13 protein-coding genes, 1 tRNA gene and 1 pseudogene are annotated in these 14,273 nt (G+C 71.7%); 9 read left to right on the forward strand and 6 right to left on the reverse strand.

Going from position 1 to position 14,273, the window contains the following annotated elements:
* Window positions 1-71: 71 nt before the first annotated feature.
* Together Q3Y56_RS19095 and Q3Y56_RS19100 are read right to left on the reverse strand one after the other, a co-directional pair.
* A tRNA-Pro gene (locus Q3Y56_RS19095) sits at window positions 72-145 on the reverse strand.
* Between the two features lie 126 nt (window positions 146-271).
* Window positions 272-1,197: pseudogene (locus tag Q3Y56_RS19100) on the reverse strand (metallophosphoesterase).
* A 77-nt stretch (window positions 1,198-1,274) separates the two neighbouring features.
* Here Q3Y56_RS19100 and Q3Y56_RS19105 point away from each other — a divergent pair.
* Window positions 1,275-1,739 (forward strand): GatB/YqeY domain-containing protein, encoded by a 465-nt coding sequence (locus Q3Y56_RS19105; protein WP_304463107.1) that lies wholly within the window; start codon window positions 1,275-1,277, stop codon window positions 1,737-1,739.
* Window positions 1,740-2,191: 452 nt separating this feature from the next.
* Here Q3Y56_RS19105 and Q3Y56_RS19110 read toward each other — a convergent pair whose 3' ends face one another.
* The gene (locus Q3Y56_RS19110; protein WP_304463108.1) at window positions 2,192-4,435 is read right to left on the reverse strand and encodes a transglycosylase domain-containing protein; all 2,244 of its coding nucleotides are present in this window, start codon (window positions 4,433-4,435) and stop codon (window positions 2,192-2,194) included.
* Window positions 4,436-4,820: 385 nt separating this feature from the next.
* On the opposite strand from Q3Y56_RS19110, the gene Q3Y56_RS19115 reads away from it, so the two are divergent.
* Window positions 4,821-5,159 carry a WhiB family transcriptional regulator gene (locus Q3Y56_RS19115; RefSeq protein ID WP_304463109.1) on the forward strand — a complete coding sequence of 113 codons (339 nt, stop codon included), beginning with the start codon at window positions 4,821-4,823 and terminating at the stop codon, window positions 5,157-5,159.
* 57 nt (window positions 5,160-5,216) lie between these two features.
* Here the strand turns inward: Q3Y56_RS19115 and Q3Y56_RS19120 are convergent, their stop codons facing one another.
* Both Q3Y56_RS19120 and Q3Y56_RS19125 read right to left on the reverse strand, forming a co-directional pair.
* Window positions 5,217-6,560 carry an ArsA family ATPase gene (locus Q3Y56_RS19120; protein WP_304463110.1) on the reverse strand — a complete coding sequence of 448 codons (1,344 nt, stop codon included), beginning with the start codon at window positions 6,558-6,560 and terminating at the stop codon, window positions 5,217-5,219.
* Window positions 6,561-6,687: 127 nt separating this feature from the next.
* A complete protein-coding gene (locus tag Q3Y56_RS19125) occupies window positions 6,688-7,665 on the reverse strand; it encodes an ArsA-related P-loop ATPase (protein ID WP_304463111.1) in 978 nt (325 codons plus the stop codon).
* Window positions 7,666-7,737: 72 nt separating this feature from the next.
* Between Q3Y56_RS19125 and Q3Y56_RS19130 the strand changes: the two genes are divergently transcribed.
* From Q3Y56_RS19130 to Q3Y56_RS19145, 4 genes are all read left to right on the forward strand, one after another.
* A complete protein-coding gene (locus Q3Y56_RS19130) occupies window positions 7,738-7,896 on the forward strand; it encodes a DUF4177 domain-containing protein (RefSeq protein ID WP_019992579.1) in 159 nt (52 codons plus the stop codon).
* Complete coding sequence (locus tag Q3Y56_RS19135; protein ID WP_304463112.1) at window positions 7,893-8,357, forward strand: RidA family protein; 465 nt, start codon at window positions 7,893-7,895, stop codon at window positions 8,355-8,357. Before Q3Y56_RS19130 ends, Q3Y56_RS19135 begins: the two co-directional genes overlap by 4 nt.
* Window positions 8,358-8,470: 113 nt before the next feature.
* A complete protein-coding gene (locus Q3Y56_RS19140) occupies window positions 8,471-9,361 on the forward strand; it encodes an NUDIX hydrolase (RefSeq protein ID WP_304463113.1) in 891 nt (296 codons plus the stop codon).
* Window positions 9,358-10,188 (forward strand): MBL fold metallo-hydrolase, encoded by an 831-nt coding sequence (locus tag Q3Y56_RS19145; protein ID WP_304463114.1) that lies wholly within the window; start codon window positions 9,358-9,360, stop codon window positions 10,186-10,188. The genes Q3Y56_RS19140 and Q3Y56_RS19145 overlap by 4 nt, the downstream gene beginning before the upstream one ends.
* Before the next feature lie 223 nt (window positions 10,189-10,411).
* Here Q3Y56_RS19145 and Q3Y56_RS19150 read toward each other — a convergent pair whose 3' ends face one another.
* Window positions 10,412-11,086 (reverse strand): Crp/Fnr family transcriptional regulator, encoded by a 675-nt coding sequence (locus tag Q3Y56_RS19150; RefSeq protein WP_003981529.1) that lies wholly within the window; start codon window positions 11,084-11,086, stop codon window positions 10,412-10,414.
* A 262-nt stretch (window positions 11,087-11,348) separates the two neighbouring features.
* Between Q3Y56_RS19150 and nth the strand changes: the two genes are divergently transcribed.
* Genes nth through Q3Y56_RS19165 form a run of 3 tightly spaced genes read left to right on the forward strand, consistent with a single transcriptional unit; the run spans window position 11,349 to window position 14,170 of the window.
* Window positions 11,349-12,233: an endonuclease III gene (gene nth / locus Q3Y56_RS19155; protein WP_304465683.1), complete on the forward strand. Its 885-nt coding sequence runs from the start codon at window positions 11,349-11,351 to the stop codon at window positions 12,231-12,233.
* Window positions 12,230-12,913, forward strand: a complete 684-nt coding sequence (locus tag Q3Y56_RS19160; RefSeq protein WP_304463115.1) for a CoA pyrophosphatase — start codon at window positions 12,230-12,232, stop codon at window positions 12,911-12,913. Before nth ends, Q3Y56_RS19160 begins: the two co-directional genes overlap by 4 nt.
* Window positions 12,914-12,967: 54 nt before the next feature.
* Window positions 12,968-14,170, forward strand: coding sequence for a MarP family serine protease (locus Q3Y56_RS19165; protein WP_304463116.1), 1,203 nt, complete (start codon window positions 12,968-12,970; stop codon window positions 14,168-14,170).
* Window positions 14,171-14,273 lie beyond the last annotated feature (103 nt).

Raw genomic sequence — 14,273 nt, forward strand, 5'->3', positions numbered from 1 at the left:
GAGGCCCTCGGAAACGGGTCAGGGGCCCGACCCGCTGAGCGGATCAGGCCCCTGACCTGGTGTTTCACCAGTCGGGGTGGCGGGATTTGAACCCACGACCTCTTCGTCCCGAACGAAGCGCGCTGCCAAGCTGCGCTACACCCCGGTGCAACGAGCTCTACTTTAGCCCACGCGGAGCCAGAGACGAAATCCGGTTTTCGCGCCTGCTTGTGCAGGTCAGATCGGGTCGGCCGGGTCGGTCGGGTCGGTCGGGTGGGGTCGGCCGGATGGGTCAGTCGCGGGGGGTCAGGGTCAGGAGGGTGGCCTCGGGGGGCAGGCGAAGCGGACCGGGGTGTAGCGGTTGGTGCCGCAGCCCGCGGAGACGTGCAGGTAGGAGGTGTGGCCGCCGGCCTGGTGGGTGGAGAGGCCCTTGACCCGCTTCGTGTCGATGTCGCAGTTGGTGACCAGCGCCCCGTAGAAGGGGATGCACAGCTGTCCGCCGTGGGTGTGGCCCGCGAGGATCAGGGGGTAGCGGTCGGCGGTGAAGGCGTCCAGGACGCGCAGGTACGGGGCGTGGACCACGGCCAGGGAGAGGTCCGCGTCCGACTCGGGGCCGCCCGCGACCTCGCCGTATCGGTCGCGCTTGATGTGCGGGTCGTCCAGGCCGGTCAGGGCGATCTCCAGGCCGTCCAGCTTGAGGCGGCCGCGCGTGTTCGACAGGCCGACCCAGCCGGCCGTGTCGAAGGCGTCGCGCAGGTCCTCCCACGGGTTGTGGATCGCGCCGACCGCCGGCGGGTTGCCGTTCAGGCCGTGCCGCCCGGTGGCCTTCTCCATCAGGTACTTGGCCGGGTTGCGGAGCTTGGGGCCGTAGTAGTCGTTCGAGCCGAAGACGTACGCACCGGGGTACTCCATCAGCGGGCCCAGCGCGTCCAGCGTCTCCGGCACGCCGTCCGGATCCGAGAGGTTGTCGCCCGTGTTGATGACGAAGTCGGGGCGCAGCGCGGCGAGGGACTGCAGCCAGCGCTGCTTCTTGCGCTGGCCGCCGACCATATGGATGTCGGAGACCTGGAGAACGCGCAGCGGTCGCATTCCGCGCGGCAGTACGGGCACCGAGACCCGTCGGAGCCGGAAGGAGCGGACTTCGAAACCGGCGGCATAGGCGAGGCCGGCGGCGCCGACCGCCGTGATTCCCAGGGGTACTCCGTATCGCGCGCGCATGCGTCCCATCGTCGCAGACCCCCGCGGTGGACGAAATCTTCGGGTGATTACCGGCCAGGGCTGGCAGACTCATGGCCATGACCACGCTCAAGTCCAAGCTGCACGACGACCTCACCGCGGCGATCAAGGCGCGCGACGAGCTGCGCTCCTCCACTCTCCGGCTCACTCTCACCGCGATCGCGAAGGAGGAGGTCGCGGGCGACGCCGCCCGTGAGCTCTCCGACGCCGAGGTGGAGAAGATCATCGCGCGCGAGGCGAAGAAGCGCCGCGAGGCCGCGGAGGCGTTCGCGCAGGGCGGCCGGGCGGAGCAGGCCGAGCGGGAGCGGGCGGAGGGCGAGCTGCTCGCCGACTACCTGCCGAAGCAGCTGACGGACGACGAGCTGGACGGGCTGGTCGCGGAGGCGGTCGAGGAGGCCAAGGCGGGCGGCGCCGAGGGGCCCAGGGCCATGGGCGCCGTGATGAAGATCGTGAACCCGAAGGTCGCCGGACGCGCGGAGGGCGGTCGGGTCGCCGCCGCGGTCAAGCGCCGACTCGCGGGCTGACGGGCTGAGGCCGGACCGGGCGCCGGGGCCGCTCGGGGCCGGGCCCATCCCTTGCCAGGGCCACGGCCCGTCCCTCGCTCCGGCCCCGCTGCTCGGGGCCGGGCCCTGTGGCGGTGGCCCGGGCCCCAGCCCGACTCGGCTACGCATTGTCCGGGCACGGTCCGGTCCGGGCCTCGTTTCCGGCCTCGGGCCGCCCGGGCTCGGGGATCGCGTCTCGCCTTGCGCCGCACCTTGCGCCGCCGCGCCGGGCGCGCGTCAGCCGCTGGCCGTCGCCCAGGCCCAGTAAGCCGTCGGCCGTCGCCCGGCAGCGTCCGTCACCCGGCCGGGCGCCGGGGCGCAGGGCCCGTCGCCCTCGCCCGCGCCGGGCGCCCGTACTGCGTACGGCGTACACCGTGTCGTGCGAGCGCGCGAAGGCGCGAGGCGCGGGTCCGGCCCGGGTGAGGCCGCAGGCCCTATCGCGGTCTGCGGCCGTGTCCGCCGCCGTTCCCGTTGCCGCCGAGGATGTCGCGCGGGTCCCAGCCGCCGTCCGTGCCGCCGATCAGGTCCGGGGGAATGGTGACGTCCGGCCACGGGTCGCCGTTTCCGCCGCTTCCGTTGCCGCCCGGCTTGTCGTCCCCGCGGCCGTCGCGGGGCGGCTTCTTCTGCGCCGGGTCCTTGATCGGTACGGTCACGAAGCCCGGCGCGGGCTTGCCTTCGAGCGCCCCCGCCATGGCCTCGCGCCAGATCGGGCCGGGCACCTTGCCGCCGAAGACCTTGTCCCACGTGCGTCCGCCGATGCTGATGCCCACCATCCGGCGCTCGTGCCGGGGGTCGCCGACCCACACCGCGCCGGCCAGGTTCGGGGTGTAGCCCACGAACCAGGCGGCGTAGCGCTCGTCGGTGGTGCCGGTCTTGCCCGCGCTCGCCCGGCCGCTGAGCCCCGCCTCCCGGCCGGTGCCGTCCTCGACTACGCCCTTGAGCAGCGTGGTGACGGTGTCGGCCGTCTTCTGCGACATCGCGCGGGAACACTCGGTCTGCGGGACCTTGAGCTCCTTGCCGCCGGGGGCGGTGATCGACTCGATGGCGACCGGGGTGCAGTAGACGCCGCGGTTGGCGAAGGTCGCGTACGCGGTGGCCATCGTCAGCGGGGACATCTCCTGCGTGCCGAGAGCGATCGCCGGGCCCTGGTCCAGCTTCTTGCCGTCGGCCCGCGCCACGCCCATCCGGTCGGCAAGCGTGGTCACCGGGCAGACGCCGATGTCGCTGATGAGCTGCACGTAGTAGGTGTTGACGGACTTGGCCGTCGCTTCCCTCATGCCGTACGGACCGACCTCCGTGGTGTTCTCGTTCGCCACGGAGTCGCTGCCGCTCCACGAGCCGTCGCACGTCCGCACCGGGCTCGGGTACGGCATGCGGTACGGCGACGGGTAGGACTTGTAGGGCTTCACCCCCCGCTCCAGCGCGGCGGCCGCGACGATCGGCTTGAAGGTCGAGCCGGGCTGGTAGCCCACGCCGCCGCCCATGTCCTTGTCCACGGACAGGTTGATCGGGGTCTCGTTCCCCTTGAAGCCGTAGGGCCGCGACTGGCCCATGCCCACGATCCTGCCGGTGCCCGGCTCGACGAGGGTGACGGCGGTGGCCACCTCGTCGCTCGCGTAGACCTTGTCGCGTATCGCCTTCTGCACCGACTTCTGGGCCTTGGGATCCAAGGTCGTACGGATCCTGAGGCCGCCCCGGTTCCAGCGCTTGGCCCGGTCCTCCCGGGTCTTGCCGAACACCGGGTCCTTGAGGAAGACCTCGCGGACGTAGTCGCAGAAGAAGCCCGCGCCGTCCACGGCGGTGATGCACCCGTTCTTGGGCTTGCTGACCTTGAGGCCGAGCGGCTTCTTCTTCGCCTTGTCGGCCTCGGCCTGGGAGATGTTCCTCACGTCCGCCATGCGCTGCAGCACGGTGTTGCGGCGGAGGGTCGCCTCGCGCGGGTCGTTGACCGGGTCGTAGCGGCTGGGTGACTGGACGAGGCCGGCCAGCAGCGCCGCCTCCTCCAGCTTCAGGCCCTCGGCGTGCTTGCTGAAGTAGCGCTGGGAGGCGGCCTCGGCGCCGTACGCCTGCTGCCCGAAGAAGGTGATGTTCAGGTAGTTCTGCAGGATGCGCGGCTTGCCGAGTTCCTTCTCGATCTGGATCGCGTACTTCAGTTCCCTGATCTTGCGGCCGATGGTCTGCCGGGTGGCCTCGCGGACCGCGTCGGCGTCGTCGCCCGCCTCCTCGACGAAGACGTTCTTCACGTACTGCTGGGTGAGTGTGGAGGCGCCCTCGGAGATGCCGCCGCCCTGCGCGTTCTTGTTGAGCGCGCGCAGCACGCCCTTGAGGTCGACAGCCCCGTGCTCGTAGAAGCGCGCGTCCTCGATCGCGACGATCGCCTGGCGCAGATACGGGGAGATCTTCTTCAGCGGCACCTCGGTGCGGTCGCGTGAGTAGACCTTCGCGATCTCGCCGCCCTCGGCGTCGAGGATGGTGGTCCGCTGGCTGAGCGGCGGGGTCTTGAGGTTGGCCGGAATCTCGTCGAACTCCTCGACGGTCCCTTTGGCGGCCAGCCCGAGCGCTCCCACGGCGGGCAGCGCGAGGCCCGCCAGCACGGCGCCGGAGAGCACGCTGACGCCGAGGAACTTCGCGGCCTGCTGTGTGGTGGAGAGGCCCCCGCCCGAGCGCTTCTTACCCATGGCCGAAGCCTACGTGCCGAATCGCCGGACAGGGGGCCACGTGTTCGCATACGCTGTTTCACGCCAGCCACAGATGTGCGACTTCGCTTCACCCTCTTCATCACTCAAGTGAGTGATGAGACTTGCCCGAATTGGTGGGGTGTGGTGCCGAATGCCCCCTGTGGCGCACGTGAGCCATCCCGTTATGTCGGGAATGTCCGTGATGTCGCCAGCTCACTCCGTTGGGTGATCTGCCGCGTACGCATAGTCCGTTCGGGCCATTCAAGATTGGGCCCGCAGGGGCTGTTGCACCCTGCCTGCCTTCCGTAACGTCCTGAACCGGCGACGGTGAATATGCCGTTTGTCGCCGTGGGGGAGCCTCGATTCGGGAGAGGACGGCGCCAGCATGGGCTGGGTAACCGACTGGAGTGCGCAGGCCGCCTGCCGCACTACCGATCCGGATGAACTATTCGTCCAAGGCGCGGCACAGAACAGAGCCAAGGCGGTGTGCACGGGCTGTCCGGTGCGCACCGAGTGCCTGGCCGATGCCTTGGACAACCGCGTCGAATTCGGCGTGTGGGGTGGAATGACCGAGCGCGAGCGGAGGGCGCTGCTGCGCCGCCGGCCGACGGTCACCTCCTGGCGGAGACTGCTGGAGACCGCGCGCAGCGAGTACGAGCGCGGCGCGGGCATCCTGACCGTCGAAGACGAAGAAGAGTTCGGCAGCTTCGCTGCCGCGGGCTAGGGACCGCCGGCTCAACGGGCCAGGGACCGCCGGCTCAACGGGCCAAGGACCGCCGGCTCAACCGGCGCGCTGCTCCTCCAGCTGGACCGCGAGGCGTTCACCGATCGCCCGCAGCCCCGCCAAGTCGTGCACATCGCCCGGGAGTGCGGCCACCTCGGCCACCGGCACCTCGGGGTGCAGAGCCGTGAAGCGGTCACGCGTGCGCTGTTCACGCGCCAGCACCTGCATCCGCTCCGCGTGCAGCCTCAACAGCCCCGCGGCGAGCTGCTCCGCTGACGTGGGGGAGTCGTCGTCGGGAGCGGCGGCCGGATCCGGGTCGGACTCCAGGGCCGTGGCGTTCCGCCCTTCAACCTTCCCGGCGAAGCGATCGACAATGCGGTGTTCGCCAAGATTTTCTACTGCGTCGGCCGTTCGGGTGTCGGCAGCCGTCTCGTGCGCCTCCTCCGCCTCCTCCGCCGGACGATCCGTCAGCATCTCGGCGGCCGCCAGCGCCCGTTCCGCCGAGAGCTGGGCCGCGCCGCTGCCGTGCACCCGGTTCAGCACCAGCCCGGCCAGCGGCATCCGGTCCGCGGACAGCCGCTCGACGAAGTACGCGGCCTCCCGCAAGGCGTCCCGCTCCGGGGCGGCCACCACCAGGAACGCCGTACCGGGCGCCTGAAGCAGCCGGTACGTGTCGTCGGCGCGGGTGCGGAACCCACCGAACATGGTGTCCATCGCGGTGGCGAAGGTCTGCACGTCACGCATCAGCTGACCGCCCAGCAGCTTGCCCAGCACCCCGGTCATCATCGACATGCCGACATTGAGCATCTTCAGCCCCGCCCGGCCGCCGACCTTGGCCGGCGCCGTCAGAAGCCTGATCAGCTTGCCGTCCAGGAACGAGCCGAGCCGTTTCGGCGCGTCGAGGAAGTCCAGCGCCGACCGGCTCGGCGGCGTGTCGACGATGATCAGGTCCCATTCGTCGCGCGCCCGGAGCTGGCCCAGCTTCTCCATGGCCATGTACTCCTGCGTGCCCGCGAAACCGGCCGACAGCGACTGGTAGAAGGGGTTCGCCAGGATGGCGCGGGCCCGCTCGGGTTCCGCGTGCGCCTCGACGATCTCGTCGAAGGTGCGCTTCATGTCGAGCATCATCGCGTGCAGTTCGCCGCCCGCGGCCGTGTCGATGCCGCTCACCCGGCGCGGGGTGTTGTCCAGGGAGCCGATGCCCATCGACTGCGCGAGCCGCCGGGCCGGGTCGATGGTGAGGACGACGACCTTGCGGCCGCGTTCCGCGGCCCGTACGCCGAGCGCCGCGGCCGTCGTCGTCTTGCCGACGCCGCCCGAACCGCAGCACACCACGATGCGGGTCTGCGGATCGTCCAGCAGGGTGTCGGTCTCCAGCCGGGGTGCCGTGTCCATGGTCATGCCGCCCACCTTCTCCCGCACGGCCCGCCCCGCGCGTCCCGCTCATACCGTACGGACACTCCTCCTACCGTACGGACAGCTGCTCACACCGTACGGGCGCCATCCCTCGCATCGGATCCGGCCGCGGCTATTCCGGCCACTGTTTACGGAGGTCGGCCGCGAGCCGGTACAGCCCGGCCAGGTCGACGCCGTCGCTCAACAGCTCCAACTCGTAGTTCGGCAGGCCCGACTGGGCGAGCTGCGCCCGCTGCGCGTGTTCCAGGGCGACCCGCTCCGCGTGCTCGCGCGCCTGCTCCAGCAGCGGGTCGACCAGGCGCTCCGCGAGCCCGCCGCGGCGCGCGCCGCCGAGCCCAGCCCCCGACAGGGCCTTGGCGATGGCCGTGCGCCGTCCGTTCGCGGCGATCTCGACGGCCGCGAGGTCCAGGACCGGTGGCCGGACCATGTTGATGACGACCCCGCCGACCGGCAGGTCCTCGGCGCGCAGCTCGGCGATGCCGTCCGCGGTCTCCTGGACCGGCATCTCCTCCAGCAGCGTCACCAGGTGGACGGCCGTCTGCGGCGACTTGAGAACCCCCATGACCGCCTGGGCCTGATGGTGTATCGGGCCGGTGCGGGCGAGCCCGGCCATCTCGTCGTTGACGTTCAGGAAGCGGGTGATCCGGCCCGTCGGCGGCGCGTCCATGACCACGTAGTCGTAGACGAACCGGCCGTCCCGGCCCTTGCGGCGCACCGCCTCGCACGCCTTCCCGGTCAGCAGGACGTCCTGGAGGCCCGGGGCGATCGTGGTGGCGAAGTCGATCGCGCCCAGCTTCTTCAGCGCGCGTCCGGCCGACCCCAGCTTGTAGAACATGTGGAGGTAGTCGAGCAGCGCGAACTCGGGGTCGATGGCCAGGGCGTGGACCTCGCCGCCCCCCGGCGCGACCGCGATCTTCCGCTCCTCGTACGGCAGCGCCTCCGTCTCGAAGAGCTGCGCGATGCCCTGGCGGCCCTCGACCTCGACCAGGAGGGTGCGCCTGCCCTCGCTCGCGAGAGCCAGCGCGAGTGCGGCGGCGACCGTGGTCTTGCCGGTTCCGCCCTTGCCACTGACGACATGGAACCTGCTCACATGGCGGAGCCTAGCCAGTCGCCGCGAGGAGTACGCACCAGCCCCCAGGAGAGAGGCATTACAGTCAGCACCATGACCAAGTGGGAATACGCGACCGTGCCGCTGCTCGTGCACGCGACCAAGCAGATCCTGGACACCTGGGGCGAGGACGGCTGGGAGCTGGTCCAGGTCGTGCCGGGCCCGAACAACCCCGAGCAGCTGGTGGCCTACCTCAAGCGGGAGAAGCCGTGAGCGCGGTCGAGGAGAAGCTCGCCGAACTCGGGCTGAGCCTGCCGGAGGTCGCGGCGCCGCTCGCCTCGTACGTGCCGGCGGTCCGTACGGGTGCGTACGTGTACACCGCGGGCCAGCTGCCGATGGTCGAGGGCAAGCTGGGCGTGACCGGCAAGGTCGGCGCCGAGGTGACCCCGGAGGAGGCCAAGGAGCTGGCGCGCACGTGCGCGCTGAACGCCCTGGCCGCCCTGAAGTCGGTGGTCGTCGACCTCGACAAGATCGTCCGTGTGGTCAAGGTGGTCGGCTTCGTCGCCTCGGCTCCGGACTTCACCGGGCAGCCGGGCGTGATCAACGGCGCGAGCGAGCTGCTGGGCGAGGTGCTGGGGGCCAAGGGCGTGCACGCGCGGAGCGCGGTGGGCGTCGCGGTGCTGCCGCTGGACGCGCCGGTCGAGGTCGAGTTCCAGTTCGAGGTCGCGGACTGAGGTCGCGGATCGGCGTGCCTGCGGGCGCGCCACCGGAAGGCGCCGGGAGCCGCGGGGAGCCGCGGGGGCAGGTCCCCCTCGAACATCCGCGCGTAACCGCATAGCATCCGGCCATGTCGTCCACGACCCACGGGACCAATGGCCAGTGGTATCCCCCCGAGTGGCCAGACCGCATCCGCGCGCTCGCCGACGGTGAGCTGACCCCGGTCGCGCCGCGCCGGGCGGCCACCGTACTCCTGCTGCGGGACGGGGCCGACGGCCCGGCCGTCTACATGCTGCGCAGACGCGCCTCCATGGCCTTCGCCGGGGGCGCGTACGCGTATCCCGGCGGCTCGGTCGACCCGCGTGACGAGGGCGAAGTGGCCTGGTCCGGGCCCAGCCGGGCCCTGTGGGCGCGGCGGCTGGGCCTCGGCGCCGACGAGACCGCCGCGCAGGCCGTGGTGTGCGCGGCGGTACGGGAGACCTTCGAGGAGGCGGGCGTGCTGCTCGCCGGGCCGACCCCCGGCACGGTCGTCGCCGACACCACGGGGGACGACTGGGAGGCCGACCGCGAGGCGCTCGTCGCCCGGGAGCTGTCGTTCGCCGACTTCCTGGGCCGCCGGGGGCTCGTCCTGCGATCCGACCTCCTCGGAAGCTGGGCGCGCTGGATCACCCCGGAGTTCGAGCCGCGCCGTTACGACACCTGGTTCTTCGTGGCCGCGCTGCCGGAGGGGCAGCGTACGCGCAACGCCTCCACCGAGGCGGACCGTACGGTGTGGATCCGGCCGCGGGACGCGGCGGACGGCTACGACAGGGGCGAGCTGCTGATGATGCCGCCGACGATCTCCACGCTGCGCGAGGTCGCGCCGTACGGCACGGTCGCCGAGGCACTCGGCGCCGCGGCCGGCCGCGATCTGACGCCCGTCCTGGCGCGGGCCGACCTGGTGGGCGGGGAACTGGTGCTGAGCTGGCCCGGCCACGACGAGTTCACCAAGCGCGTCGAGAAGGGTGGCCAGGCCACATGACGTACGCAGCCTCGCTGCCCGGACAGCCGCGCGGCGGCGCCGTCGGCGGCCCCGCCACCGCCCGCGCCGTATGCGTACTCGCGCCCAATCCCTCCGCGATGACGCTGGACGGCACCAACACCTGGATCGTCGCGGAACCCGATTCCGATCTCGCCGTCGTCATCGACCCGGGGCCGCTCGACGAGGGGCATCTGAGGGCAGTCGTCGACACCGCCGAACGCGCGGGCAAACGGGTGGCGCTGACGCTGCTGACCCACGGCCACGCGGACCACGCGGAGGGCGCGGCGCGCTTCGCGGAGCTGACGGGCACCCGGGTACGGGCCCTGGACCCGGCGCTGCGGCTCGGCGACGAGGGCCTGGGTGCGGGTGATGTGATCACGACAGGCGGGCTTGAGCTGCGGGTCGTCCCGACCCCGGGACACACCGCCGACTCACTCTCCTTCCACCTGCCGGCCGATGCCGCCGTCCTCACCGGCGACACGGTGCTGGGGCGCGGTACGACGGTCGTCGCGCACCCGGACGGCCGGCTCGGCGACTACCTCGACTCGCTGCGGCGGCTGCGCTCGCTGACGGTGGACGACGGAGTGGACACGGTCCTGCCGGGCCACGGGCCGGTGCTGAACGACGCGCGCGGCGCGGTGGAGTTCTACCTCGCGCACCGTGCGAACCGGCTGGCACAGGTCGAGACGGCCGTGGAGGACGGCTACCGCACGGCGCCGGAGGTCGTCGCCCACGTCTACGCGGACGTGGACAGGTCGCTGTGGCCCGCGGCGGAGCTGTCGGTGCGCGCGCAGCTGGACTATCTGCGCGAGCATGGCCTGATCTGAGCCGGATCTGCGCGAGGACAGGCTGATCTGAGCCGGATCTGCGCGAGGACAGCCTGGTCTGAGCCGGATCTGCGAGCGCGCGGCCTGATCTGGGCCGGGTGGCCGCCGTGCGGGCCGTGCGGGGCCCTGCGGGCCCGGGCCCGCAGGCGCGCCGGAGACGTGTGAGGGGCCCCGCCGATGGCGGGGCCCCTCATGTGTCAACCGGGTCGGAGACGACCCCGCGTCAGCGCGACCGCTTGGCCAGGCGCTCGACGTCGAGCAGGATCACGGCCCGCGCCTCCAGGCGCAGCCAGCCGCGGCCCGCGAAGTCCGCGAGCGCCTTGTTGACGGTCTCGCGGGAGGCGCCGACCAGCTGGGCCAGCTCCTCCTGGGTCAGGTCGTGCACCACGTGGATGCCCTCCTCCGACTGCACGCCGAAGCGGCGCGACAGGTCGAGCAGCGCGCGGGCCACCCGGCCGGGCACGTCGGAGAAGACCAGGTCGGACATCTGGTCGTTGGTCTTGCGCAGCCGCCGGGCCACGGCGCGCAGCAGCGCGGTGGCCACCTCGGGCCGGGCGTTGAGCCAGGGCTGGAGGTCGCCGTGGCCGAGGCCGAGCAGCTTCACCTCGGTGAGCGCGGTCGCGGTGGCGGTGCGCGGGCCGGGGTCGAAGAGCGACAGCTCGCCGATCAGCTCGCCGGGGCCGAGCACGGCGAGCATGTTCTCGCGGCCGTCGGGAGAGGTGCGGTGCAGCTTCACCTTGCCCTCGGTGACCACGTACAGGCGGTCGCCCGGGTCACCTTCGTGGAAGAGCGCGTCCCCACGCGCGAGGGTGACCTCCCCCATAGAGGCGCGCAGCTCAGCGGCCTGCTCGTCATCGAGCGCCGCGAAAAGCGGGGCGCGCCGCAGAACGTCGTCCACGAGATCTCTCCTTGTCGACATGCACAGGGGACCGTGGTCTCCATGATGCCGGACGGTAAAACAGTGCGATCAATCACAAGTTTGACGCACCGGTGCAAGGGACCGTACGGCAGGGGTCCGATTGGGGGGCCTATTTCGTGCGGCCGGGCCGGATGTCGGTCCCTGGGCTTACGCTGGCCGGGTGTCCAATACGCCGGTGAGAGCACAGGGCAAGGGGGCCGGACGGGTGAGTGGGGCTCGTAATTCTGCTGTGGGCGAACATCTGCCTGGCGCCGCCAAGAAAGCCGTGAAACGGGGCAAATCCACCAAGGCGTCGGAGTCGGTCAAGGCGGCGGAGTCGGCCAAGGCCGTCGGCGCGGGCAGCGGGCCGGGCGCCAAGCCCGAATCCCGGCTCGCCCTCGTTCGCCGGGCCCGCCGGATCAACCGCGAGCTGGCCGAGGTCTACCCGTACGCCCACCCCGAGCTGGACTTCGACAACCCCTTCCAGCTCCTCGTCGCCACCGTGCTGTCCGCGCAGACCACCGATCTGCGCGTCAATCAGACGACCCCCGCGCTGTTCGCCGCCTATCCGACCCCCGAGGACCTGGCCGCCGCCGACCCGGAGGAGCTGGAGCAGCTCATCCGGCCCACCGGATTCTTCCGGGCCAAGGCCAAGTCGCTCCTCGGCCTCTCCGCCGCGCTCCGGGACCGCTTCGACGGTGAGGTTCCGGGCCGTATAGAGGACCTGGTGACGCTGCCGGGCGTCGGCCGCAAGACGGCGAACGTGGTCCTGGGCAACGCGTTCGGCGTCCCGGGCGTCACCGTCGACACCCACTTCGGGCGGCTGGTGCGGCGCTGGAAGTGGACCGAGCAGGAGGACCCGGAGAAGGTCGAGGCGGAGGTCTGCGCGCTCTTCCCGAAGAGCGAGTGGACGATGCTCTCGCACCGGATCATCTTCCACGGCCGCCGCATCTGCCACGCCCGCAAGCCCGCCTGCGGCGCCTGCCCGATCGCACCGCTCTGCCCGGCCTACGGGGAGGGCGAGACCGATCCGGACAAGGCGAGGAAACTGCTCAAGTACGAGATGGGCGGGCAGCCGGGGCAGCGGCTGCGCCCTCCGCCGGACTACCCCGGCAAGCCGGCCGCACCGCTGGGAGCCGCCGAGTGACGAGCACGTTCGGCGGCGGGGTGACCGTCAGCACGCAGGGCCTGCCCGACTGGCTGCTGCCGGTCGCCCGTGCCGCGGAGACTGTCGAGCCCGGACAGCTCAGCCGCTTCCTGCCGCCGCCGCACGGTGGTCGCCAGTCGGCCGTGCTCATCCTCTTCGGAGAGCGGGACCACGGCCCCGAACTGCTGCTGATGGAGCGGTCGGGGTCGCTGCGCTCCCACGCCGGACAGCCGTCCTTCCCCGGCGGGGCGCTAGATCCGGAGGACGGGGATCCGGAAGGCGAGGGGCCGCTGCGGGCGGCGCTGCGCGAGGCGGAGGAGGAGACCGGTCTCGACCCGTCCGGGGTGCAGATCTTCGGCGTGCTGCCCCGCCTCTACATCCCGGTGAGCCGTTTCGTCGTCACCCCGGTGCTGGGCTGGTGGTACCGGCCCAGCCCGGTCGCACCGGTCGACCCGGCCGAGACGGCGCGGGTCTTCACCGTTCCGGTGGCGGACCTGACGGATCCGGCGAACCGGGCCACCGCCCTCCACCCGAGCGGGCACCAGGGCCCCGCGTTCTGCGTCGAGGGGGCACTCGTCTGGGGCTTCACCGCCGGGGTGATCGATCGGATCCTGCACTTCGCGGGCTGGGAGCGGCCCTGGGACCGGGACAGACACGTCCCCCTCGACTGGCGCGCGTGAGAGCGTGGACCCCGTGCTGAGTTCCGCCCGGCGACCATTGCGAGGCAAGTTTCGGTGAACGTGCTGGACATCCTGCTGCTCCTGGCCGCCGTGTGGTTCGCCGTCGTCGGCTACCGCCAGGGCTTCGTGGTCGGCGTGCTGTCGGTGACCGGCTTCCTCGGCGGCGGCCTCGTCGCCGTCTATCTGCTGCCCGTGATCTGGGACTCGGCCAGCGAGGAGGGGTCCGCCCCGGGTACGTTCGGCGCGATCACGGCGGTCGTCCTGGTGATCGTCTGCGCCTCGGTCGGGCAGGCCGCCACCACTCACCTCGGCGGCAAACTGCGTCGGCACATCACCTGGTCCCCTGCCCGCGCCCTGGACGCGACCGGCGGCGCGCTGGTGAACGTCATAGCGATGCTGCTGGTCGCGTGGCTGATCGGGTCCGCGCTGGCCGGGACGTCCCTGCCGACGCTCGGCCGGGAGGTCCGTAACTCCAAGGTGCTGCTCGGGGTCTCCCGGGTGGTCCCCGAGCAGGCCAACACCTGGTTCAGCGACTTCTCCTCCGTGCTCGCGCAGAACGGCTTCCCGCAGGTCTTCTCACCCTTCGCCAACGAACCCATCAGGGCCGTCCCGGCACCGGACCCCGAGCTTGCGCGGAGCCCGGTCGCCGACGTGGCCAAGCGGAGCATCGTGAAGGTCGTCGGCACGGCCTCCGGCTGCGGCAAGGTCCTCGAAGGCACCGGCTTCGTCTTCGCCCCGAACCGGGTGATGACCAACGCCCACGTCGTCGGCGGTGTCGACGAGCCGACCGTGCAGATCGGCGGGGAGGGCAAGCTCTACGACGCGGATGTCGTGCTCTACGACTGGAAGCGCGACATCGCCGTCCTCGACGTGCCGAGGCTGCGTGCGCCCGCGCTCCGGTTCACCGAGGGCGACGCGCACAGCGGGAACGACGCCATCGTCGCGGGCTTCCCGGAGAACGGTGGATTCGATGTCCGATCGGCCCGGGTGCGCGGCCGGATCGACGCCGACGGCCCCGACATCTACCACCGCGGCACGGTCCGCCGCGATGTCTACTCGCTGTACGCGAAGGTTCGCCCGGGCAACTCCGGTGGCCCGCTGCTCACCCCTGAGGGGCGGGTGTACGGCGTGGTCTTCGCCAAGTCCCTGGACGACGCGAACACCGGGTACGCGCTCACCGTGGACGAGGTGCGCGAGGATATCGAGCAGGGCCGTACGGCCGAGAGCAGGGTCGACAGTCAGGGGTGCACGCTGTGAACCGGCTGAGAGTCCGCGCCGCGACCTGCTGAGGGCCCCGTGCCGTGACCGGCTGGTCCGCCGTGACCTGCTGAAACGTCCGCGCCGTGACCGGCCGGAAGGT

The sequence above is a fragment of the Streptomyces sp. XD-27 genome (genome assembly GCF_030553055.1).
GTDB lineage: Bacteria > Actinomycetota > Actinomycetes > Streptomycetales > Streptomycetaceae > Streptomyces.